19 protein-coding genes and 1 pseudogene are annotated in these 21,861 nt (G+C 54.2%); 11 read left to right on the plus strand and 9 right to left on the minus strand.

The features are described from left to right. Genes rsxG through nth form a run of 3 tightly spaced genes read left to right on the plus strand, consistent with a single transcriptional unit; the run spans window position 1 to window position 1,958 of the window. On the plus strand, window positions 1-621 hold the full coding sequence (rsxG, locus tag H650_RS03175) for an electron transport complex subunit RsxG (RefSeq protein WP_044489371.1): 621 nt from the start codon (window positions 1-3) through the stop codon (window positions 619-621). 3 nt (window positions 622-624) lie between these two features. Next, the gene (locus H650_RS03180; protein ID WP_016496271.1) at window positions 625-1,323 is read left to right on the plus strand and encodes an electron transport complex subunit E; all 699 of its coding nucleotides are present in this window, start codon (window positions 625-627) and stop codon (window positions 1,321-1,323) included. Beyond that, window positions 1,323-1,958, plus strand: a complete 636-nt coding sequence (gene nth, locus H650_RS03185) for an endonuclease III (protein WP_016496272.1) — start codon at window positions 1,323-1,325, stop codon at window positions 1,956-1,958. The genes H650_RS03180 and nth overlap by 1 nt, the downstream gene beginning before the upstream one ends. A gap of 5 nt (window positions 1,959-1,963) precedes the next feature. Here the strand turns inward: nth and H650_RS03190 are convergent, their stop codons facing one another. Beyond that, entirely contained in the window at window positions 1,964-2,389 is a 426-nt protein-coding gene (locus H650_RS03190) for a CopD family protein (RefSeq protein ID WP_016496273.1), read from the minus strand. 288 nt (window positions 2,390-2,677) lie between these two features. Here H650_RS03190 and H650_RS03195 point away from each other — a divergent pair, with 288 nt between their 5' ends. Beyond that, the gene (locus H650_RS03195; RefSeq protein ID WP_016496274.1) at window positions 2,678-5,533 is read left to right on the plus strand and encodes an RHS repeat domain-containing protein; all 2,856 of its coding nucleotides are present in this window, start codon (window positions 2,678-2,680) and stop codon (window positions 5,531-5,533) included. A gap of 55 nt (window positions 5,534-5,588) precedes the next feature. On the opposite strand, the pseudogene H650_RS25885 reads toward H650_RS03195, so the two are convergent. After that, window positions 5,589-5,789 (minus strand): annotated as a pseudogene (locus H650_RS25885) (S-formylglutathione hydrolase); the annotation flags it as partial. A gap of 443 nt (window positions 5,790-6,232) precedes the next feature. Here H650_RS25885 and H650_RS03200 point away from each other — a divergent pair. The 3 genes from H650_RS03200 (at window position 6,233) to gstA (ending at window position 12,008) form a co-directional block, all read left to right on the plus strand. Then, window positions 6,233-9,091 (plus strand): RHS repeat domain-containing protein, encoded by a 2,859-nt coding sequence (locus tag H650_RS03200; RefSeq protein ID WP_016496275.1) that lies wholly within the window; start codon window positions 6,233-6,235, stop codon window positions 9,089-9,091. Between the two features lie 702 nt (window positions 9,092-9,793). Next, complete coding sequence (dtpA, locus tag H650_RS03205; RefSeq protein ID WP_016496276.1) at window positions 9,794-11,296, plus strand: dipeptide/tripeptide permease DtpA; 1,503 nt, start codon at window positions 9,794-9,796, stop codon at window positions 11,294-11,296. Between the two features lie 106 nt (window positions 11,297-11,402). Continuing rightward, window positions 11,403-12,008: a glutathione transferase GstA gene (gene gstA, locus H650_RS03210; RefSeq protein ID WP_016496277.1), complete on the plus strand. Its 606-nt coding sequence runs from the start codon at window positions 11,403-11,405 to the stop codon at window positions 12,006-12,008. Between the two features lie 64 nt (window positions 12,009-12,072). Here the strand turns inward: gstA and pdxY are convergent, their stop codons facing one another. The 5 genes from pdxY to anmK form a co-directional block, all read right to left on the minus strand. Next, on the minus strand, window positions 12,073-12,933 hold the full coding sequence (pdxY, locus tag H650_RS03215) for a pyridoxal kinase PdxY (RefSeq protein WP_016496278.1): 861 nt from the start codon (window positions 12,931-12,933) through the stop codon (window positions 12,073-12,075). 73 nt (window positions 12,934-13,006) lie between these two features. Then, on the minus strand, window positions 13,007-14,281 hold the full coding sequence (tyrS, locus tag H650_RS03220) for a tyrosine--tRNA ligase (RefSeq protein ID WP_016496279.1): 1,275 nt from the start codon (window positions 14,279-14,281) through the stop codon (window positions 13,007-13,009). A gap of 142 nt (window positions 14,282-14,423) precedes the next feature. Beyond that, window positions 14,424-15,080 (minus strand): pyridoxamine 5'-phosphate oxidase, encoded by a 657-nt coding sequence (gene pdxH / locus H650_RS03225; protein ID WP_044489665.1) that lies wholly within the window; start codon window positions 15,078-15,080, stop codon window positions 14,424-14,426. A gap of 56 nt (window positions 15,081-15,136) precedes the next feature. Further along, window positions 15,137-15,457: a C-type lysozyme inhibitor gene (gene mliC / locus H650_RS03230; RefSeq protein ID WP_016496281.1), complete on the minus strand. Its 321-nt coding sequence runs from the start codon at window positions 15,455-15,457 to the stop codon at window positions 15,137-15,139. A gap of 92 nt (window positions 15,458-15,549) precedes the next feature. Continuing rightward, window positions 15,550-16,674, minus strand: coding sequence for an anhydro-N-acetylmuramic acid kinase (gene anmK / locus H650_RS03235; RefSeq protein ID WP_016496282.1), 1,125 nt, complete (start codon window positions 16,672-16,674; stop codon window positions 15,550-15,552). Window positions 16,675-16,957: 283 nt separating this feature from the next. Between anmK and slyB the strand changes: the two genes are divergently transcribed. After that, window positions 16,958-17,425: an outer membrane lipoprotein SlyB gene (gene slyB, locus H650_RS03240; RefSeq protein WP_016496283.1), complete on the plus strand. Its 468-nt coding sequence runs from the start codon at window positions 16,958-16,960 to the stop codon at window positions 17,423-17,425. A 96-nt stretch (window positions 17,426-17,521) separates the two neighbouring features. Here the strand turns inward: slyB and slyA are convergent, their stop codons facing one another. Next, window positions 17,522-17,962 (minus strand): transcriptional regulator SlyA, encoded by a 441-nt coding sequence (gene slyA / locus H650_RS03245; RefSeq protein WP_016496284.1) that lies wholly within the window; start codon window positions 17,960-17,962, stop codon window positions 17,522-17,524. Between the two features lie 199 nt (window positions 17,963-18,161). On the opposite strand from slyA, the gene H650_RS03250 reads away from it, so the two are divergent. Genes H650_RS03250 through H650_RS03260 form a run of 3 tightly spaced genes read left to right on the plus strand, consistent with a single transcriptional unit; the run spans window position 18,162 to window position 21,273 of the window. Beyond that, a complete protein-coding gene (locus tag H650_RS03250) occupies window positions 18,162-18,398 on the plus strand; it encodes a DUF1656 domain-containing protein (RefSeq protein WP_016496285.1) in 237 nt (78 codons plus the stop codon). Between the two features lie 2 nt (window positions 18,399-18,400). Further along, entirely contained in the window at window positions 18,401-19,261 is an 861-nt protein-coding gene (locus H650_RS03255) for an efflux RND transporter periplasmic adaptor subunit (protein ID WP_016496286.1), read from the plus strand. Further along, window positions 19,261-21,273, plus strand: coding sequence for an FUSC family protein (locus H650_RS03260; protein ID WP_016496287.1), 2,013 nt, complete (start codon window positions 19,261-19,263; stop codon window positions 21,271-21,273). Before H650_RS03255 ends, H650_RS03260 begins: the two co-directional genes overlap by 1 nt. Here the strand turns inward: H650_RS03260 and sodC are convergent. Then, window positions 21,266-21,787, minus strand: coding sequence for a superoxide dismutase [Cu-Zn] SodC (gene sodC, locus H650_RS03265; RefSeq protein WP_016496288.1), 522 nt, complete (start codon window positions 21,785-21,787; stop codon window positions 21,266-21,268). The two genes, H650_RS03260 and sodC, sit on opposite strands and share 8 nt — an antisense overlap. Between the last annotated feature and the right edge of the window lie 74 nt (window positions 21,788-21,861).

Consider the following 21,861-nt stretch of genomic DNA (forward strand, 5'->3'; position numbering starts at 1 on the left):
ATGCTAAAGACAATGCGTAAACATGGCGTGACGCTGGCGCTGTTCGCCGCGGGTTCTACCGGGCTGACCGCCGCTATAGACCAAATGACCAAAACAACGATTGCCGACCAGGCCGCGCTGCAACAAAAAGCGCTGTTTGATCAGGTGATCCCGGGCGACAGCTATAATAACTCGCTGCAACAGAGCTGTTTTCTGGTCAGCGATCCGGCGCTTGGCAAAGGACAACACCATGTGTGGATCGCCAAAAAAGATGACAAGCCGGTTGCTGCTGTCCTTGAAGCGACCGCACCGGACGGTTACTCAGGCGCCATCCAGCTGCTTGTCGGCGCAGATTTCAGCGGCACGGTGCTGGGTGTGCGGGTGACGGAGCACCATGAAACCCCGGGTCTCGGCGATAAGATTGAGCTGCGAATTTCTGACTGGATCACCCACTTCGCCGGGAAGCGGATTGACGGCGCGGCCGATAGCCACTTTGCGGTGAAAAAAGATGGCGGTGATTTTGATCAGTTTACCGGTGCGACCATTACGCCGCGCGCGGTCGTTAACGCGGTGAAACGGACCGGCCTGTACGCGATGACACTACCGGAACAGCTTTCCCGTTTACCGGGTTGTGGAGAGTAAGCGATGAGCGAAGTGAAAGAGGTTATTGTTCAGGGACTGTGGAAAAACAACTCTGCCCTGGTACAGCTACTGGGTATGTGTCCGCTGCTGGCGGTCACGTCCACTGCCACCAACGCGCTGGGTCTGGGGCTGGCGACAACGCTTGTACTCACCCTGACCAACCTGTTTATCTCGCTCCTGCGCCGCTGGACGCCGGATGAGATCCGCATCCCTATCTACGTGATGATCATCGCCTCGGTGGTCAGCGCGGTACAAATGCTGATCAACGCTTATGCGTTCGGGCTTTACCAGTCACTGGGCATTTTTATTCCGCTGATCGTCACCAACTGTATTGTGGTGGGGCGTGCTGAAGCGTTTGCGGCCAAAAAAGGCCCGGCACTTTCAGCACTCGATGGTTTCTCTATTGGTATGGGTGCAACCTGCGCCATGTTCGTCCTGGGTTCCTTGCGCGAGATCCTCGGTAACGGTACGCTGTTTGATGGCGCGGATGGCCTGTTAGGCGGCTGGGCGAAGGCGCTGCGCATAGAAGTGTTCCACACCGATTCCCCGTTCCTGCTGGCGATGTTGCCGCCGGGCGCGTTTATTGGCCTCGGCATGATGCTGGCGGTGAAATACCTTATCGATCAGAAAATGAAAAAACGCCGTGAAGCGGCGGCGACTGCGGAAAACGACAGCACTCAGGCCGCGCCCGGGAAGGCATAATGAATAAAGCAAAACGACTGGAAATTTTAACCCGCTTACGGGAAAACAACCCGCACCCGACTACCGAGCTGAATTTCACCTCGCCGTTTGAGTTGCTGATCGCCGTACTGCTCTCCGCGCAGGCCACCGATGTCAGCGTCAATAAAGCGACAGCCCTGCTCTACCCGGTGGCAAACACGCCCAAAGCGATGCTGGAGCTGGGCGTTGAGGGCGTGAAGCAGTACATCAAAACCATCGGCTTGTTTAACAGCAAAGCGGAGAATGTCATCAAGACCTGCCGTATTTTGCTGGAAAAACACAATGGCGAAGTGCCGGAAGACAGAGCCGCGCTGGAAGCGCTGCCGGGCGTCGGGCGCAAAACCGCCAATGTGGTACTTAACACCGCGTTTGGCTGGCCAACCATCGCCGTGGATACGCATATTTTTCGCGTCTCTAACCGCACACGTTTCGCGCCGGGTAAAAACGTTGAGGAAGTGGAAGAGAAGCTTTTGAAAGTGGTACCCGCTGAATTTAAAGTCGATTGCCACCACTGGCTGATCCTGCACGGGCGATACACCTGCATCGCCCGTAAGCCGCGCTGCGGCTCCTGCATTATCGAAGATCTGTGCGAGTACGACAGTAAAGTCGATAGTTAACGTCGTCAGAACGGGCGCAGCACCGCCAGCAGAATTATCACCACCACAGCGACAAGAGTAATGGTGGTTGCATTACGCAAAGCGCCCATCCCCTTCACCGCTTCACCTGCCGCGATGCGACGCAGCGTGGCAGAGAGAAAACCGTGCAGGCCTGAAAGCAGCAACACTACCACCACCTTGATTATCAGCCACAGATGCGGCATTTGACCGTGCGCAACCACCATTACCGCACCAGCAACCCACAGCAGCACCATTGCAGGCGTGGTGATTTTCCGGCTCCAGCGCCGGACATCGCCCGCCAATGCGACACGCGCGGTGTTATCTGCTTGTGTGGCGCACCAGCCGGCAACAACCGCCATAACCAGCATTCCGCCTATCCAGACGATGGCCGCCGCGATATGTAACGCGTTGAGCCATGGATGAAAGTTCATAGTTTGACTCCAGTGTAATAAAGATTGCGGCAAGTCTGACAGACTCATTGTCTGCTGTCATGGATTAACACCCTGATAAGTGCGGGCACTCTCCACTTTTCGGCGGTTAGTTATACTCACTTTACCAGGTTTCCTGTGCATCCTGGTTCGCTACAGATGCAATAGTGCGGCGTACTGTCCCTTCTGTGGAACCAGTCAATCCGCAATGTGCATCGTTGAATGTTTGTTCGATTTTTATCTCTGCCGCAATCGACTAACCCGTCGGTTACCAGGCAACAAGAGGAACTTATGCAAACCACAACGTTTACCAAAACCCCGTCGGTCACGGTGCTGGATAACCGTGGACTGGCGGTACGCGACATCGTTTATCACCGTCATCCGGAAACGCCGGACACCACCGATGAGCGTATCATCCGCCATCAGTTTGATGCGCGCGGTTTACCGTCACAGAGCGTCGACCCGCGTCTGTATGCCGCCGGGCTGGCGAACTTTGAATTTACCTGCGACCTGAACGGCGCGCCGCTGCGCACGCAGAGCGCGGATGCCGGAACCACGGTTGCCCTGAATGACGCCTCCGGGCGGGCATTTTTTCAGGTCAGCAATATTGGCTCAGGGAATGACCGAAGTGCTGCCGTCACCCGCACCTTTCAGTATGAAGAGGCAAACCTGCCGGGGCGGTTGCTCAGCATTACCGAGCAGGTTGCCGGCGACAGCGCGCGCGTCACGGAGCGTTTTGTCCGGGGCGGTCATTCCGCAGATGAACAGAGCCACAATCTTGCCGGCCAGCTTGTCAGCCACTACGACCCGGCAGGTTTGCTTTCGACGGGCAGTGTTTCTCTTGGCGGCGTACCGCTTTCTGTCACCCGCCAGTTACTACCGGACGATGCCGAAGCCGACTGGCAGGGTTCGGATGCTTCCGCGTGGAACGACCTGCTGGCGGGCGAAACTTACACCACAACCAGCACAGTGGATGCCGCCGGGAATGTCCTGACCACCACGGATGCCAGAGGTAATATCCAGCGCGTGGCCTATGACGTGGCGGGTCTGCTGAAAGGCAGCTGGCTGACGGTGAATGGCGGTTCCGAGCAGATTATCGTGAAATCCCTGACCTGGTCCGCCGCCGGGCAGAAGCTGCGCGAGGAGCACGGCAACGGCGTGGTGACCACATATTCGTACGAAGCGGAAACCCAGCGGCTGGTCGGTATTAAAACGGAACGTATGACACCGGCAAAAGTGCTGCAGGACCTGCGCTACGAGTATGACCCGGTGGGCAATGTGCTGGTGATTACCAGCGATGCCGAGGAGACGCGTTTCTGGCGCAATCAGGAAGTGGTTCCCGAAAATCACTACGCCTACGACAGCCTGTACCAGCTGGTCAGTGCCAGCGGGCGCGAAATGGCCGGTGCGGTACAGCAGAGCAGCAACCTTCCGGCGTATTCCTCTTTTGATGACGCCACGTACACAAACTACACCCGCATCTACACCTACGATAACGCCGGTAATCTGACACAAATCCGGCACAGCGCCCCGGCGTCCGGCAACAACTACACCACCAGTATCACCGTATCCGACCGCAGTAACCGCGCAGTAATCAGCACACTCACCGAAAATCCGGCCGATGTCGACGCGCTGTTCACTGCCGGCGGTCAGCAGCAACAGCTTTTACCGGGGCAGAGCCTGCTGTGGACAGCACGCCAGGAGCTGCAGCAGGTCACGCCCGTCACCCGCAGTGGTGCAGCGGACGACCGCGAAACCTACCGCTACGACGCCAGCAGCCAGCGCATCGTGAAAATCACCTCGCAGCTGACCGGCAACAGCACGCAGACCAGACGGGTGGTTTACCTGCCGGGTCTGGAGCTGCGCAGCAGCGCAGCCGAAGAATTACAGGTGATAACCGTCGGCGTGGCCGGACGCGCGCAGGTGCGGGTGCTGCACTGGGAAAGCGGGCAGCCTGCCGGGATAAGCAACGACCAGATTCGTTACAGCTACGACAACCTGACCGGCAGCAGCAGTCTGGAAGTGGACAGCAGTGGCGAACTCATCAGCCTGGAAGAGTATTACCCGTTCGGCGGCACGGCGTTATTCGCCGCGCGCAGCCAGCTGGAGGCGGATTACAAAACGATTCGTTATTCCGGCAAGGAGCAGGACGCCACCGGGCTCTATTACTACGGCTACCGCTATTATCAGCCGTGGGCGGGACGGTGGCTCTCGGCAGATCCGGCAGGGACGGTGGACGGGCTGAATCTTTTTAAAATGGTCAGGAATAACCCCGTTCGCTATCTGGATAATAATGGTCTGCAACCGTATGAAAATGATGCGAGCATAATCGGCAATATTTTAAGTGAAAGATTCGATGAGGGAATGACGAAGCCAGGACAACAAACGTGGGCCATTTCCACAGAAGCACCTTTTGAAAGTTTGCAAAAAGTGGTGACAGATTTAGTTTCCGTGCGACAAGAACCCGTTTTTATGATGATAGATATGCAGCGATTACAAACAGCTAATACTGGGGTTAAGGCGTTATTTAATAAAAAAGGAAAAATAAGAACTAACCCTGAAACAGAACGAAGGCATATTGAAATAATAAATTTTGCCAAAGAAAAGCAATTGCCAATGATCGACGTTAATTATTTATTTAGCGCGATGAAAGGTTTACCAAAAGGTGAAAGTGTCGAAAGCCTAACTAATAAAGTGAAGACTTACAGTAAACTTCGAACGCCCATGGAATCAATGGTTGGTTCATGGAGAATGTTAAAGAAAACAGAGAGTTTATTTGCCCCTGGAATGGATATTCCAGCGGAAGATGTATCAAGAGCTAATGATGCTGGCAGGATAATGACGACCACTCAATTTTTAGCGAAATTCGCCGATAATCCGATAATTTTGATGGGACAACTTGAGGATGTTTGTGTCCGCATGACCGCGATGGACTTATTAAGAATGGGGAAAACTGTGTTGATTAGCCAGGATTTAGTTGTTGATGAGAAAGATCAAAATAATATCAGTGGTATTACCACAGCGAAGGCTGGGTATTGGGATTACCCGGCACAACGTACATCACCAAGTTCGGAATATAAAGGGAGGTTAATTTTATTTACTCAAAAAACAACTGCAAAAAGTCGGGTCTCTGTGATGAAAAAATAATGTACGTTCACCAGCGAATATATTTCGCCGGGACCACTGTTATTTTCAGCAGATGCTACGCATGTAAGCGCTGATAATGTTCAATAAACGCCGCAATGGAGTAACTGTGATTATAGTCGGATTGCAGGTGCAGCCTCAGCGACCAGGATTTTCGCCGTGCCACTTCCGCAAGCCGCGCGGACTATAGCTAATCGGCAAGGAACGGATCATTATCACCCTGATCGATAAGTGTTGGGATCGCGTCAGTTTCGTTGCTTTCCAACCGTAGCACAGGCACCCGCACCGGTGATAAACCGGAGGGCGACTGTACCTGAAATACCGTGTGCTTTTGCTGGGGCGTCTCCCGGTAGATGGGCGCGCTTTAGAGGGTGGATTTCAGGAATATTCAACCGTGCAAGGAACGTCTTCCGCTCCCGGGCGACTTCGCTGGCTCATTAGTTCTGCTGTCGGAATGGCTGCAAAAAAAGCAGCCATTCCGTTTCGATAAAGTGCGACAGATTTCCGCGGCCCCTTCTCCGATAAAAGTGTGCGTCTCTGGCATGAGCAACGCGTGTGCAAGTAGCAACGTCCGGGATTGAAACTTCCTACACTTAACCCATTTGAGTACCATTTCAGATTATTCAGCGAACTAATCCCCCGGCCTGTTTTTTTTGCGTTGTTTATAATTTAAGCAGTAACTTCCCTCTCCCGGAGCACGCTGTGACGACTTCCCTCTATGTTAAAACCCCGACCGTAGTGGTGCTGAATAATCGTGGTCTGGCGGTGCGTGACATCGTTTATCACCGCCATCCCGACACCCTGGACACTACCGACGAGCGCATCATCCGCCATCAGTTTGATGCGCGCGGTTTGCCGTCACAAAGTGCCGACCCGCGTCTGTATGCCGCCGGGCGGACGAATTTCAGTTATGTCCCCGACCTGAACGGCACGCCGCTGCGTACGCAAAGTGCCGATGCCGGAACCACGGTTGCCCTGAATGACGCCTCCGGGCGGGCGTTTTTGCAGGTCAGCAATATTGGTTCAGAGAATGACCGCAGCGCTGCCGTTACCCGCACTTTTCAGTATGAAGCGGCAAGCCTGCCGGGGCGGTTGCTCGGCATTACCGAGCAGGTTGCCGGCGACAGCGCGCGCGTCACGGAGCGGTTCGCCCGGGGCGGTCATTCCGCAGATGAACAGAGCCATAATCTTGCCGGTCAGCTGGTCAGCCACTACGACCCGGCTGGTTTGCTTTCCACGACCAGCATTTCCCTGAACGGCGTGCCGCTTGCCGTCACCCGCCAGTTACTGCCGGACGATGCCGACGCAGACTGGCAGGGCGCGGATGCTTCCGCGTGGAACGACCTGCTGGCGGGCGAAACTTACACCACGCTGAGTACAGTGGACGCGGCCGGAAATGTACTCACCACCACCGATGCGAAAGGCAATATCCAGCGCGTGGCCTATGACGTGGCGGGGCTGCTGAAAGGCAGCTGGCTGACGGTGAATGGCGGTTCCGAGCAGGTAATTGTGAAATCCCTGACCTGGTCCGCCGCCGGGCAGAAGCTGCGCGAGGAGCACGGCAACGGCGTGGTGACCACATATTCGTACGAAGCGGAAACCCAGCGGCTGGTTGGCATTAAAACGGAACGAGTCTCCGCCACAAAAGTGCTGCAGGACCTGCGCTACGAATACGACCCGGTGGGCAATGTGCTGGTGATTACTAATGATGCCGAGGAGACGCGTTTCTGGCGCAATCAGGAAGTCGTTCCCGAAAATCACTACGCCTACGACAGCCTGTACCAGCTGGTCAGTGCCAGCGGGCGTGAAATGGCCAGTGCGGTACAGCAGAACAGCACACTGCCTGATTACACCTCCTTCGATAACGCCACATACACAAACTACACCCGCACTTACACCTACGATAACGCCGGTAATCTGACGAAAATTCAGCACAGCGCGCCCGCATCCGGCAATAACTACACGACATCAGTTACAGTCAGCGACCGCAGTAACCGCGCAGTACTCAGCACGTTTACGGGAAACCCGGCGGATGTGGAGGCGCTGTTCACTGCCGGTGGTCAGCAGAAAGAGCTTTTACCGGGGCAGAGCCTGCTGTGGACGGCGCGCCAGGAGCTGCAGCAGGTCACACCCGTCACCCGCGACGGCGCAGCCGACGACAGCGAACGTTACCGCTACGACGCCAGCAGCCAGCGCATCGTCAAAATCACCTCGCAGCTGACCGGCAACAGCACGCAGACCAGACGGGTGGTTTACCTGCCGGGTCTGGAACTGCGCAGCAGCGCCACAGAGGAATTACAGGTGATAACCGTCGGCGTGGCCGGACGTGCCCAGGTGCGGGTGCTGCACTGGGAAAGCGGGCAGCCCGCCGGTATCAGCAATGACGCGGTGCGCTACAGCTACGACAACCTGACCGGCAGCAGCAGTCTGGAAGTGGACGCCAGCGGCGAGCTTATCAGCCAGGAGGAGTATTACCCGTTCGGCGGCACGGCGTTGTTTGCCGCGCGCAGCCAGCTGGAGGCGGATTACAAGACCATCCGCTATTCAGGTAAAGAGCAGGACGCCACCGGGCTTTATTACTACGGCTACCGCTATTATCAGCCGTGGGCGGGGCGGTGGCTGAGCGCGGATCCGGCGGGTGGCATTGACGGGCTCAATCTGTTTCGCATGGTGCGCAATAACCCTGTGGCATTAGATGATCCCGACGGGCTCGCGCCACGGGTCGCCTTTTTGAAGGGGAAAAGGTTGATGGAAACCGTTGATTATATTGCGAGTAAACAGTTTGGTACCCTGGAAGAGGTTCTCGCTCACCTCAAATTTATGCGACTCAATAATTATGATGAGGAGCGCATCTATACCCACTTCAAGCATTCGCGACAATATACCGGTGCCCCTGCGTCCACTCAGACCTTCAGCTACCCTGATTTATCCCCTAAAGATCAAGATGCGCTGGACTACATTGCAAACCGGGAAAATTTCTCTCACCTGTTTGTCGAATACAGCGGTGACGAAGGTTTCAGCATCGAGTCGAAAAGTTTGAAAACAGAAAATATTTTCACCAATAAGTTTCTGAAAGACGTGTGGGTATTTGCCCACAACTTCCGGGTGGAACCAGAACCCTATTTCGCGACACATATTGCGCAATATCAATACAAAGTAGCGGCTGAGAACAGCGGTTTTTTAGGCGAGATGCCAAAGAAAATCATCAGGAAAAGCGTGATAAATGAGCAAACACTGAACGAAACAGAAGGATTAACCGGAAAAATCCTGTTTGAGGCGTTTTTTCAGCGAACACCAAATGGTAAATCCACCGCCCGCATACTCGATGCTTTCAATCTCATCGCTACCGGGGTAACACGCGAAGAATCGTCGGATGATGACGAAGGACCCTCATTTATCATTGATGTCGTTTATAAAAACAATGTGGTTCAGCAGGCCAGCGCAGTGCAACAGCCGGCGGGGATTGATAAAGCGATTCGCAAAAAAGGGATGGCGCGATTGTTGCCAGGATTCCTGCGCAGAGGAACACGAAGCGAGAAAAATACGCGAGGCATAAATTAAGCAGCAAAAAACGAGTTGAAAGCTTCACGGATCTAATCCATATAACCCGTCACCGGCTGCACGTTTTTTTTCGTGCAGCCAACACGCTGCACGCAGGATTTCGCTGATTTTTCGCCATTACGTTATGTGATAAAGGTCGCATCTCTACAAAAGAGCTAAAATGGCGAATGATTGCGCACAGATCGTGATATTGAGCAAATAATCGTCCACTTATGCGTATTTACTAAGTTTATTCCTTTTTTTAGAAGAAAAAAATCCAACTGACGGCAAATTCGGTCGCTATTGCTAACACAATGTTAAAAAAGAGATTAGCGATGTATAGCAAATGGTTGCAGTGCAAACTTTAATCATGTTTTACAAGAGATATGACCAGATTGACTACATAAACTAGCCCAATACACTACCATTTAGCCAAAATAGCAGAACATATGCCTTAATGTGCAATCTAACCCCCGGACTGTAGTAGAAAAATCCACTTTTATTTCAATGATGAAATTTAACTCTGAATAACAAATAAAAACACCGAGCATTGTAATGCCCTGGATCTATGTAACAGAATATGTCAAAAGACTTGCCTGAACGCGCTGGATAGTGAACATTAACCGCCGTTTTCCCCTCCCAATATAACTATAAGCGTGATGAACTCTGGTCATTGCGCGCTGAACACCCCCGTTAATATGGGATGTAAAAAAAGAGGTATATGTGTCAACTGCAAACAAACCAACGGAAAGCGTCAGCCTGAACGCTTTTAAGCAACCGAAAGCGTTTTATCTGATCTTCTCTATCGAGTTATGGGAACGTTTTGGTTACTACGGCCTGCAAGGGATTATGGCTGTTTACCTGGTGAAACAACTGGGTATGTCAGAAGCGGACTCTATTACACTGTTCTCCTCCTTCAGCGCACTGGTTTATGGCCTGGTTGCCATCGGTGGCTGGCTGGGTGACAAAGTACTGGGCACCAAACGCGTAATCATGCTGGGCGCGATCGTGCTGGCCATCGGTTATGCGCTGGTAGCGTGGTCCGGTCATGATGCGAGCATTGTGTACATGGGCATGGCGGCAATTGCCGTGGGTAATGGTCTGTTTAAAGCCAACCCGTCATCCCTGCTCTCCACCTGCTATGCGAAAGACGACCCGCGTCTGGATGGTGCATTTACCATGTACTACATGTCCGTTAACGTCGGTTCGTTCTTCTCCATGCTGGCAACCCCGTGGCTGGCTGCGAAGTTCGGCTGGAGCACTGCGTTTGGTCTGAGCGTGGTGGGTCTGCTGATCACTATCGTTAACTTCGCCTTCTGCAAACGTTGGGTGAAAAACCACGGTTCTAAACCCGATTTCGAACCGCTGCGCGTTGGCTATCTGCTGGCAACCATTGTCGGCATCGTGGCGCTGATTGCTATCGCCACCTGGCTGCTGCACAACCAGGGCATCGCGCGTATGGTGCTGGGCGTTGTGGCGCTGGGTATTATCTGCATCTTCGCCAAAGAGACTTTCGCACTGAAAGGTGCAGCGCGTCGTAAAATGATCGTCGCCTTTATTTTGATGGTACAAGCGATTGTCTTCTTCGTGCTCTACAGCCAGATGCCGACATCGCTGAACTTCTTTGCTATCCGTAACGTTGAGCACACGCTGTTCGGTATCGCTTTCGAACCTGAGCAGTATCAGGCGCTGAACCCGTTCTGGATCATCATTGGTAGCCCGATTCTGGCCGCTATCTATAACAAAATGGGTGATACGCTGCCGATGCCGCACAAATTCGCTATCGGTATGGTGCTGTGCTCCGGCGCGTTCCTGGTGCTGCCGCTGGGCACGAAATTCGCATCTGATGCGGGTATCGTTTCCGTAAGCTGGCTGATCGCAAGCTATGGTCTGCAAAGTATCGGTGAACTGATGATCTCTGGTCTCGGTCTGGCGATGGTTGCGCAACTGGTGCCGCAGCGTCTGATGGGATTCATTATGGGAAGCTGGTTCCTGACCACGGCTGGCGCGAACATTATCGCCGGCTATGTGGCTAATCAGATGGCGATCCCGGAAAACGTGACCGATCCGCTGATGTCACTGAATATCTATGGCACCGTGTTCCTGCAAATTGGTATCGCAACAGCGATTATCGCTTTGCTGATGATCGTCACTGCACCGAAGCTGAACCGCATGACGCAGAGCGAAGATACCACTCGCGACACGTCGGAAACCGCTACGGCATAATCGCCGCGGGGAACTCGAATTATTCAGCCGCTAACGCAAGTTAGCGGCTTTTTTTTATTCTGCCGCGTAATAACCTATGCCGGAAATCAGCCATAAGGAAAAGATAATGAAACTGTTTTACAAGCCGGGCGCCTGCTCTCTCGCCTCACATATTGCTCTGCGTGAGAGCGGTAAAGATGTGGATCTGGTAAGTGTTGATTTGATGAAAAAACGCCTGGAAAACGGCGATGACTTTTTTGCCATCAACCCGAAAGGACAAATCCCGGCGCTGCTGCTGAATGACAACACTCTGATTACCGAAGGCGTGGCGATTATGCAATACGTTGCTGACAGCGCGCCTGAGAGCCAGTTACTGGCACCTGTTGGCACCCTGCCGCGTTACAAAACGCTGGAGTGGCTGAACTTTATCGCAACCGAGCTGCATAAAGGCTTCACCCCGCTGTTTCGCCCGGATACACCAGAAGAGTACAAACCCACCGTACGCGCTTTGCTTGAGAAAAAATTGCACTACGTGAATGAATCCCTGAGCAATAACGCATGGATTAGCGGTGCGCACTTTACCATTGCCGACGGTTATCTGTTCACGGTTCTGCGCTGGGCGCGCGCGGTGAAATTGAATATGGAAGGTCTGTCGAATATTGATGCGTATATGGCGCGTGTTGCCGCTCGCCCTGCGGTGGCGACTGCAATGGCGGCAGAAGGTATTCAGTAGAATGTGAATGCCCGCGTACGCGCTGCTCAGCGGGCAACAATAAAGGCGGGGATCCCCGCCTTTTTTACAGCAATGTCGCGCTAAAAAGATGCTCAGGTTGCGCTATTCTGTCCTGCGCCGCGACCACCTGCAGTTCATACTCCTGCAAATCTTTGGTCGCCAGCATAATTTCATACACTGCCGCCGTTACGTGTTCGAGCGCTTCACGTACGCTCGCCCCCTGCAACAATTTCACCAGTAACAATCCGCTGGTCACATCGCCCACGCCGACAGGCTGACGTGCGCCAAAATCCACCAGCGGACGGCTAATGTGCCAGGCTTCACTGGACGTCACCAGTAACATTTCAAAGCGATCGGCGCTCAGTCCCGCGCGCGCCAGGTGTTTCACCAGCACGATTTGCGGCCCCTGCGCAATCAGCTCACGTGCCGCAGCCACTGCGTCCTCCACCGTGTGGACCGCATGCTCGCAGAGGATCTCCAGCTCAATCAGATTGGGCGCAATGATATCGCTGGCAGGCAAGGCGTGGCGGACATGAAACTCGGCAACCCCTGGCGCAACGATGCAGCCTTTCTCCGGATGCCCCATGACGGGATCGCAGAAATACTTCGCCTGCGGGTTGGCTGCTTTCACCTGGCGGACGATCCCAAGAATATGCTCTCCCTGCTCTGCCGAACCCAGATAACCACTCAGCACCGCGTCGCAGCGTTTCAGTTGGTCAATTGCCGCAATGCCCTGCACAATTTCGGTCAGATGGGCTGGCGGCATAACGCTGCCGGTCCATTTGCCGTACTGGGTATGGTTAGAAAACTGCACCGTGTTCAGCGGCCAGACGTTAGCGCCCAGGCGGCGCATCGGAAACTCGGCGGCACTATTCCCCGCATGACCAAAGACCACATGCGATTGAATGGCGAGGATATTCTTCATTGTTGGTAGCCTTGCAAAAGTGGAGCAATAAAAAGAAGGGAGTGATTTCTCACTCCCTTCGGCAGGTCTGTTTTTATTTCCAGCAGATCAAGCAGTAGTTTTTCTTACCGCGGCGCAACAGCGTGTAGCGGCCGAACAGGCGATCGCCATCAGTGAAGAAATACTCCGGATCGGATTGTTTTTCGCCGTTGATGGTAACAGCGTTAGACGCGATGGTTTTACGCGCCTGGCCGCGGGATGGCTGCAGCTCAGAGTCAACCAGCGCCTGCATCAGATCGGCACCTTTTTCCATCTCAACCATTGGTACGCCATCCTGCGCCAGCTGTTCAAAATCGGCTTCGCTCAAATCACTCAGCGTACCGTTGAACAGGCTTTCAGTGATGCGTTTAGCGGCGGTTAAACCCTCTTCGCCGTGAACCAGACGCGTCACCTGCTCAGCCAGCACATATTGCGCACGCGGCGCTTTACCGCTGTTTTTGTCTTCTTCTTCCAGCGCGTTAATTTCCGCGATGTCCATAAAGGTGAAGAACTTCAGGAAGCGGTAAACATCCGCATCGGCGGTATTGATCCAGAACTGGTAGAACTTATACGGACTCGTTTTCTTCGGATCGAGCCACACCGCGCCGCCTTCGGTTTTACCAAATTTGGTGCCATCGGCTTTAGTGATCAGCGGAACCGTCAGGCCAAACACCTGGTTTTGGTGCAGGCGGCGAGTCAGATCGATACCCGACGTGATATTGCCCCACTGGTCGGAGCCGCCAATTTGCAGCACGACATTATGCAGTTCGTTCAGGCAGGCAAAGTCGTAACCCTGCAACAGGTTGTAGGAAAACTCGGTGAACGAGATGCCGACATCATCGCGGTTCAGGCGCTGCTTGACCGCTTCTTTGTTAATCATCTGGTTAACAGAGAAGTGTTTGCCGATATCGCGCAGGAAGGTCAGCACGTTCATGCTGCCAAACCAGTCGTAGTTATTTGCAGCGATAGCGGAGTTGTCGCCACAGTCGAAATCGAGGAACGGTGCAACCTGTTTGCGGATTTTATCCACCCACTCCTGCACGGTGTCTTCAGTGTTCAGTTTACGCTCAGTGGCTTTAAAGCTCGGGTCGCCAATCAGACCGGTCGCGCCACCCACCAGCGCTACTGGCTTGTGGCCAGCCTGCTGGAAGCGTTTCAGGCATAACAATGGAACCAGATGCCCCAAATGCAAGCTGTCAGCGGTGGGATCGAAGCCGCAATAGAGCGCGATCGGGCCCTGCGCCAGTCGCTCTGCTAACGCTTCCTCATCCGTCACCTGAGCCACGAGGCCCCGCTCTTGCAATTGTTTAATCAAGTTACTGCTTGCCATCAAAATCTCCATGTATAAAACGGACTGCACCTTTGCCGGTACACGACTTTTCGCCAGATGCGAAAGGATACTTCATGGGGGGCAGATAGAATAAAGCGCCGGAACACGGAGTGCCAGCGCTTATAGCAACATTTTTCAGGGTTTACGGCGCGAGGCGGTCAATTTTCCACGCATCATTCTCGCGCTGGTATAAAAAACGGTCATGCAGGCGATTGGCACCGCCTTGCCAGAACTCCATCTGGTCAATACTGACGCGATAGCCGCCCCAGAAACTGGGTAACGGGATTTCGCCCTGCTGGAACTTTTGCTTCAGTTCAAGGAACTTGCTTTCCAGAATGCCGCGCGCGGAGATGCGGCTCGATTGTTTCGATACCCAGGCGCCGATTTGGCTGTCACGCGGGCGGCTGTGGAAATACTTCATCACTTCGAGCGTTGAAAGCCGCTCCGCTTTGCCGGTGACCATCACCTGGCGATCCAGCATATGCCATGGGAACAGCAGGCTGACAGCAGGGTTGTTTTCGATGTGATGCGCTTTACGGCTGCCAAGGTTGGTATAGAACACCAGCCCTTTTTCATCATAATGCTTGAGCAATACGATGCGCTGGTAAGGTTGGCCGTTCTCATCCACTGTCGCCACGACCATTGCAGTCGGGTCAACGAGTTGAGCTTCACAGGCCTGCCCCAGCCAACGTTCAAATAATGCCAACGGTTCGGCGGGAAGGTCGCCGCGACGCAGACCACCTTTGGTGTATTCACGGCGCAGATGCGCGATTTGCTGCAATTGATCGTTATCAGACATGGCGTTAGCGAAAGTAATCATCAGGTGGGGCTATTATGCGCCCCCCTGTGAAAATCTCAACGCTGCGGAATAAGCTGGCAATTATTCAGTACGATGCGATCGCGCTTGTAGACGGTCGCACTCTCACCCTTCGACCAGAAAACGTAGACGCCATCCGTGTAACGTGCGCCGGAGGCTGAAAGCCCTTGCTGTAAGGTCAGCAATTTATCATCCCAGACAAAACTCGCCTGCTGGCGGGTATTATTAATTTTCACGGTGAGCGGTTTTTCGTCGCACTGGTAAACCAGCGTATCGGTATGCATGCGTTCTACAAACTGATTGTAATAGCTGCATCCGGCAAGCAGTGCGGGCAGACAGGCGATGACTATTTTTTTCATAGAGTATTCCCGGGACGGTCCTGGTCACGGAGGGCGAAACGCCCTCCCTAAGCCTGGTCAGTCTAGCCCGGTTCAACTAAAGTGAAATGCGGTTAACTCTGATTCTGCCGCGGGTTAGCAGGGTAAATCGCGCCGAGCACCGAGGCAGCGGACGCGCCGGTGACTGAGGGCAGATTGCCAGGCAGTCCGGCCAGGGTCCGCCACGCAAGCCAGGCAAACGCCAGCGCTTCCATGTCGTCGCCGCTGATACCGGCTTCATCCGTGGTGGTGACTTCTGTACCTGGCAAAAGCCCCGCCAGACGCGCCATGACCAGCGGATTTCGACTCCCCCCACCGCAGACCAGCAGGCGTTCACAACCGCCACTGAGCAGCACCTGTTCGGAAATTGTCACCGCCGTCAGTTCAGCCAGCGTGGCCTGCACATCGCTGGCGCTTAACCCCGGGAAGTGCGCCAGGTGGCGTTCCAGCCAGCTGTAGTTAAAGTATTCACGACCGGTACTTTTCGGTGCAGGCGTGGCAAAGTAGGCATCGCTTAGCATGTTTTGCAGGAGCGGCAGCACCACTTTGCCTTCGCTCGCCCACTGCGCATCTTTGTCGTAGGGTTTGCCTTTTTGCCGCCAAATCCATGCGTCCATGAGCATGTTGCCAGGTCCGGTGTCATAGCCTCTGACCGGCTGGCCGGGGATCAGAAGCGATAAATTGGCGATGCCACCAATGTTGAGCACCATGCGCCGTTCTACCGGGTGCGCCAGCAGTGCATGGTGAAAGGCCGGCACCAGCGGCGCGCCCTGCCCGCCAAGCGCGATATCACGGCGGCGAAAATCACCGACCACCGTCACCCCCGTACGCGCCGCGATATGGTTATTGTCACCAATCTGCAAAGTATGCGGCGCAATGCCTGTCGGCTCATGCCAGACGGTTTGCCCGTGACAGCCAATCGCGACGATATCTTCCGGGTGGAGTTGCTCTCGGTCCATTAGCGCCAGCACCGCGTCGGCAAACAACTTGCCCAGTTGGGTATCCAGCCGCCCCAGTTGCGAAAGTGTAAGTTGCTGTCCCTGGCAAATGCCAAGAATCGCCTCTTTTAACGGCAGCGGAATCGGAAACGTCAGGCTCGCTTGCTGCGCGACCATGGTTTCATCGATTGCCGCCAGCACCACATCAACCCCATCCAGACTTGTTCCAGACATCACCCCAATGTAGCGACCCGATTTCATACGCCTTCCTTTAATGCATGACCGAAGGGCACCACTCCACCATAAAGCGGGGGTTAACGCCATCGGCTGCAAACACTTTTTAACAATCGGATGATTTTCCGTTAAGTGAAATTACGCCGGGCTGCGCTTATAATCGCTTCGTTTAAATCTGGTTAAACTCGCGTTGATTATTATTTTTGCCGGGATTTGGCAGAAGATATGACCTGGTATTGCTAAAATGCCATATAATTTAACCATGTCGGATGCCCGCAAGGGCGTTTCATGGTGAACAGGAGATTCATAAATGATGTTACGTGCACTGGCAGTTTCGCTGATTGGTTTTACTTTGGCTGGCTGCGTGAATAACGACACGCTTTCCGGTGATGTCTACTCTGCATCCGAAGCTAAACAGGTGCAGAATGTCACTTACGGCACCATTGTTAACGTCCGTCCGGTACAGATTCAGGGTGGCGACGAAAACAATGTTATCGGCGCGCTTGGCGGTGCAGTGCTGGGTGGTTTCCTTGGCAATACTGTTGGCGGCGGTACGGGACGTTCTCTCGCCACCGCAGCAGGCGCGGTAGCCGGTGGTGTTGCAGGGCAATCCGTCCAGGGGTCACTGAATAAAACGCAGGGTGTTGAGCTGGAAATTCGTAAAGATGATGGCAACACCATTATGGTCGTGCAGAAACAGGGCAACACCCGTTTCTCCGCAGGCCAGCGCGTCGTGATGGCAAGCAATGGTCGTCAGATTACCGTTTCCCCGCGTTAATTCCCGCATTAGGTGGTCACGCCAGTGGCCGCCCTTTCATATTGCCGATACTGAATGTTGATGTAAAAAAGCCTTGCGGATGCAAGGCTTTGCTGGTCAGTCTCTCGACTGAAGCTCATTGATGTTTTGTTCCAGTCGGGCAATCATTTTAATCAACTGATCGAGTTCTTCCGCAGAGATCCCGGAAAGTATTTCCCCCCGGGTTTTACGAATAACCGTCTCCATCTCTTCAATGATTGGGTCCGCTTTTTCTGTCAATTTGATCCGCTTTGCCCGGCGATCGTTGGCGCAGGTCTGGCGAGAAATAAGGCCTTTCTCTTCCAGTTGATCCAGCGTACGCACCAGCGAAGGCTGCTCAATGCCAATCGCTTTTGCCAGTTGAATTTGCGACTGATCGGGCGGCAGCTGATGAATATTATGCAGCGTTACCCAGTGAGTCTGCGTTAATTCCAGAGGTTTCAGGCGATGGTCAATCAAAGCGCGCCAGACGCGCACTAAGCGTGCCAGATCAGAACCTAATGGCGATTCCAATTTCATCTCCTTATAATTAGCTTGCTAAGTTATTATACTCATTTTAGAATAGTTTGCAGTATTTATATTGGTAAAACAAATGTATTGCGGTTCTCGCCGGGGCTTACGCTGAGATTCCACCTGCCTTAGCAACACGCAGTGGTTGGTACTTATCTAATGATAATCATCAATCTGGCGATCCGTTAGGTTGCACAGGACACAAAGTGTGAAGTTGAACTCAAGTTTCCCGAACTTACCCCTGCAAGATCTGATTTTTGGCGCATCGATCTATTTCCCTCCCGTATTTAAAGTGGTCATGCTGGGCTTTTTGTTCTGGCTTATTGCGCATCGCCTGTTGCGCGGGTGGATTTATGCGGGTGATATCTGGCACCCCATCCTGATGGATCTCTCCTTGTTTGTTATTGCGCTGAGCCTCGCCCTCGGCTTGCTAATTGTGTGGTAATTATGCGCCTGAAATCCCTGAAGTATTTTTCTACTCTCCTGGTGCTGGCTGTGGCGATTGTCGCGGCCTGGTGGATGTGGAACTTTTATATGCAGTCCCCCTGGACGCGTGACGGAAAGATCCGCGCTGAGCAGGTCAGTATCACACCGCAGGTCTCAGGCAGCATCAGCGAACTGAAGGTGAAAGATAATCAGTTGGTTAAAGCGGGCGATGTGCTGTTTCGTATTGACGATACGCCTTACCACATTGCCGTACTGAACGCCGAAGCCCAGTTGGCTCGTATGCAAACCGATCTGGCAAAAGCGAATAATGAAGCCAATCGCCGTCGCCATCTCTCACAAAACTACATCTCCGCAGAAGATCTCGATACTGCCAATATTAGTGTTAAAGCCGCGCAGGCAAGCGTTGCGGCAGCGCAGGCACAACTTGCGCAGGCACAATGGCAATTGGCGCAAACAGTAGTTAAGGCACCGGTAGACGGCTGGGTCACCAACCTTTCCACCCGTACTGGCAATTACGCTACCGCCGGGCAACCGGTTTTCGCGCTGGTCGATAGCCATTCGTTTTATGTGATGGGTTACTTTGAAGAGACCAAGTTGCGCCATATTCATGAAGGGGCAGCAGCGAAAATCGTGCTTTATAGTGGAGATGTTACGTTACAGGGTCACGTATCAAGTATTGGTCGCGCGATATATGACCAAAGCGTCGAGACTGACAGCGGGCTGGTTGCCGATATCAAACCGAACGTACCGTGGGTACGGCTGGCGCAGCGTGTGCCGGTACGTATTCAGTTTGATAACCTGCCCGCCGGGCTGACGCTGGTTTCCGGCACCACGTGCACCGTGGCGATTGGTGGTCAGTAATGAAATCGCCTGTCTGGCTCTGGCAAAATCTGCCATGGGTAAAAGCCACGGTCGGACAGTGGCGCTATGCGCTGCGCAACGGTATCGCGATGTGTCTGGCGCTCACGGTGGCTTATTATCTCGATCTCGATGAACCGTACTGGGCCATGACATCCGCAGCCGTTGTCAGCTTCCCCACCGTCGGCGGCGTGATCAGTAAAAGCCTTGGCCGTATTGCCGGGAGCCTGCTTGGAGCCAGCGCGGCACTGATCATCGCCGGTCAGACACTCAACGATCCGTGGCTGTTTCTGTTCGCCATGGCCACCTGGATTGGCTTTTGTACCTGGGCTTGCGCGCAGTTCACCAATAATGTCGCCTATGCCTTTCAACTGGCGGGTTATACCGCCGCGATTATCGCGTTCGCCATGGTCGATGTGACCGATATTACTGAGCTGTGGGACATTGCTCAGGCGCGCGTGTGCGAAGTGATCCTGGGCATTTTGTGCGGCGGCATGATGATGATGATCCTGCCCGGCAACGCGGACGGAACCACCCTGCTGTCAGCATTGAAAAAAATGCATGCCCGGTTGCTGGAGCATGCAAGCCTTCTGTGGCAGCCAGAAACCACAGATGCTATCCGCACCGCCCATGAGAGCGTTATCGGCCAGATCCTCACCACCAATTTGCTGCGCATTCAGGCGTTCTGGAGCCATTACCGTTTTCGGCGGCAAAACAGTTTGCTTACCTGGTTACTGCACCAACAGTTGCGCATGACCAGCGTGATCTCCAGCCTGCGCAGAATGCTGCTGAACTGGCCCGACGCGCCGGATAACTTGCGCCAGGTTCTTGAGCAACTGCTCTCCGAGCTTGCTCACCCGCGCGCGGATGCGCTTACCGTCGCACGGATTATCGCCCCGCTCGCGCCCGGAGAAAGCGACGATTACCGGCACCATGCATTCTGGCAGCGCTTACGCTACTTCTGCCGTTTATACCTCACCAGTAGTCGCTGGCTGGCGCGCGTGGAGAATGCTTCGCCAGTCAGCAGTTATACGCCGCCGCGAAGCCCGGGATTGATGCGTGATACGGATAATGCCGAAGCGCTATGGAGCGGCATTCGTACCTTTTGCGCGCTGAGTCTGGTCGGCGCATGGAGCATCAATACGCAGTGGGAATCGGGCTCGGCGGCGCTGACGCTGGCGGCTATCAGCTGTGTGCTTTACTCCGTCTCACCCGCGCCGTTTAACTCCCTGACACTGCTGTTGCGCACCTTAATTTTGCTGTCGCTGTTCAGCTTTATGGTGAAATTCGGCCTGATGGTGCAAATCAGCGAGCTGGCGGTGTTTCTGCTGTTTCTCTTCCCGCTGTTAACCACCCTGCAATTGTTGAAATTACAAATGCCAAAGCTGGCCGGGTTGTGGGGGCAGTTGATTGTTTTTATGGGCTCGTTTATCGCCGTGACCAATCCACCGGTTTATGACTTTGCGGACTTCTTAAATGACAACCTGGCGAAGATCTCAGGCGTCGCGCTGGCGTGGCTCGCGTTTGCCGTGTTACGTCCGGGCTCAGATGCCCGCAAAAGTCGGCGTCACATTCGCACGCTGCGCCGCAGTTTTGTCGATCAACTTAGCCGCGTGCCACAGCTGAGCGAGCATGAGTTTGAATCGGTGGTTTATCACCACATTAGCCAGTTAAGCCATAGCCAGGACGCGCAAGCGCGCCGCTGGCTGCTGCGCTGGGGGGTTGTGTTATTGAATTGCTCGCATGTTGTCTGGCAGCTACGCGACTGGGAAATCCGCTCGGATCCCCTCGCCAAAGTCCGCGAGTTATGCATTGTCTTATTGCGGGATGTGATGAGTGAGCGTGGCGTCCGGCAACGAACACTTTCTGCCACGCTGACCGAGCTGCAGCGGATTAGCGCGGTGCTGGGTAAACATCACCAGCCGGCCGCGCGGGAGCTGGCCTCGGTTGTCTGGCGCTTATATTGCGCGCTATCGCAGCTGGAGCAAGCCCCGGCAGTCGGAACGCTTACTTGATAACGCCGCAGGCGTAACGTGCGCCGCCACCGCCGAGCGGTTTCGGTTGATCGGACATATTATCGCCGCCCACGTGCACCATCAGCGCTTTGCCTTTCACATCCGCGAGTTTTTTCAGACGCGGCGCCACCACCGGGTCGGTCGCTTTACCGTCATTGTTGACCACCAGCACCGGCAGGTCGCCTAAATGTCCGGCGCCTTCTGGCCCTTCATGCTTGCCGGTATGCTGCGGATCGAGGTGTCCTCCTGCCGCTTCAGCAGCAGAGGCTTTCCCCTCTTTAATCGCAGGCTGGCAACTGCCTTTAGCATGGACGTGAAAACCATGCTCGCCGGGCGGCAGGGCTTTCAGATCGGGCGCAAATTCCAGCCCCTTATCGGTTTCGCTGATTTTTACACTACCAACCGACTGCCCAACGCCCTGCGCAGTGACCAGGTTCATTTCCACTTCTTCACTGGCGGCTTGCGCCCCGGCGCAAACCACGAGCGCCAGCACAGCCAGACTAAAACGCTTCATATGACCTCCTTCGGTCTGTTTTAACCCTGTAAGTTTAAACCAGGGTGGCAGATTTCACCGGGAGGTCATCTGCC

The organism is Enterobacter sp. R4-368, assembly GCF_000410515.1.
Taxonomy (GTDB): domain Bacteria; phylum Pseudomonadota; class Gammaproteobacteria; order Enterobacterales; family Enterobacteriaceae; genus Kosakonia.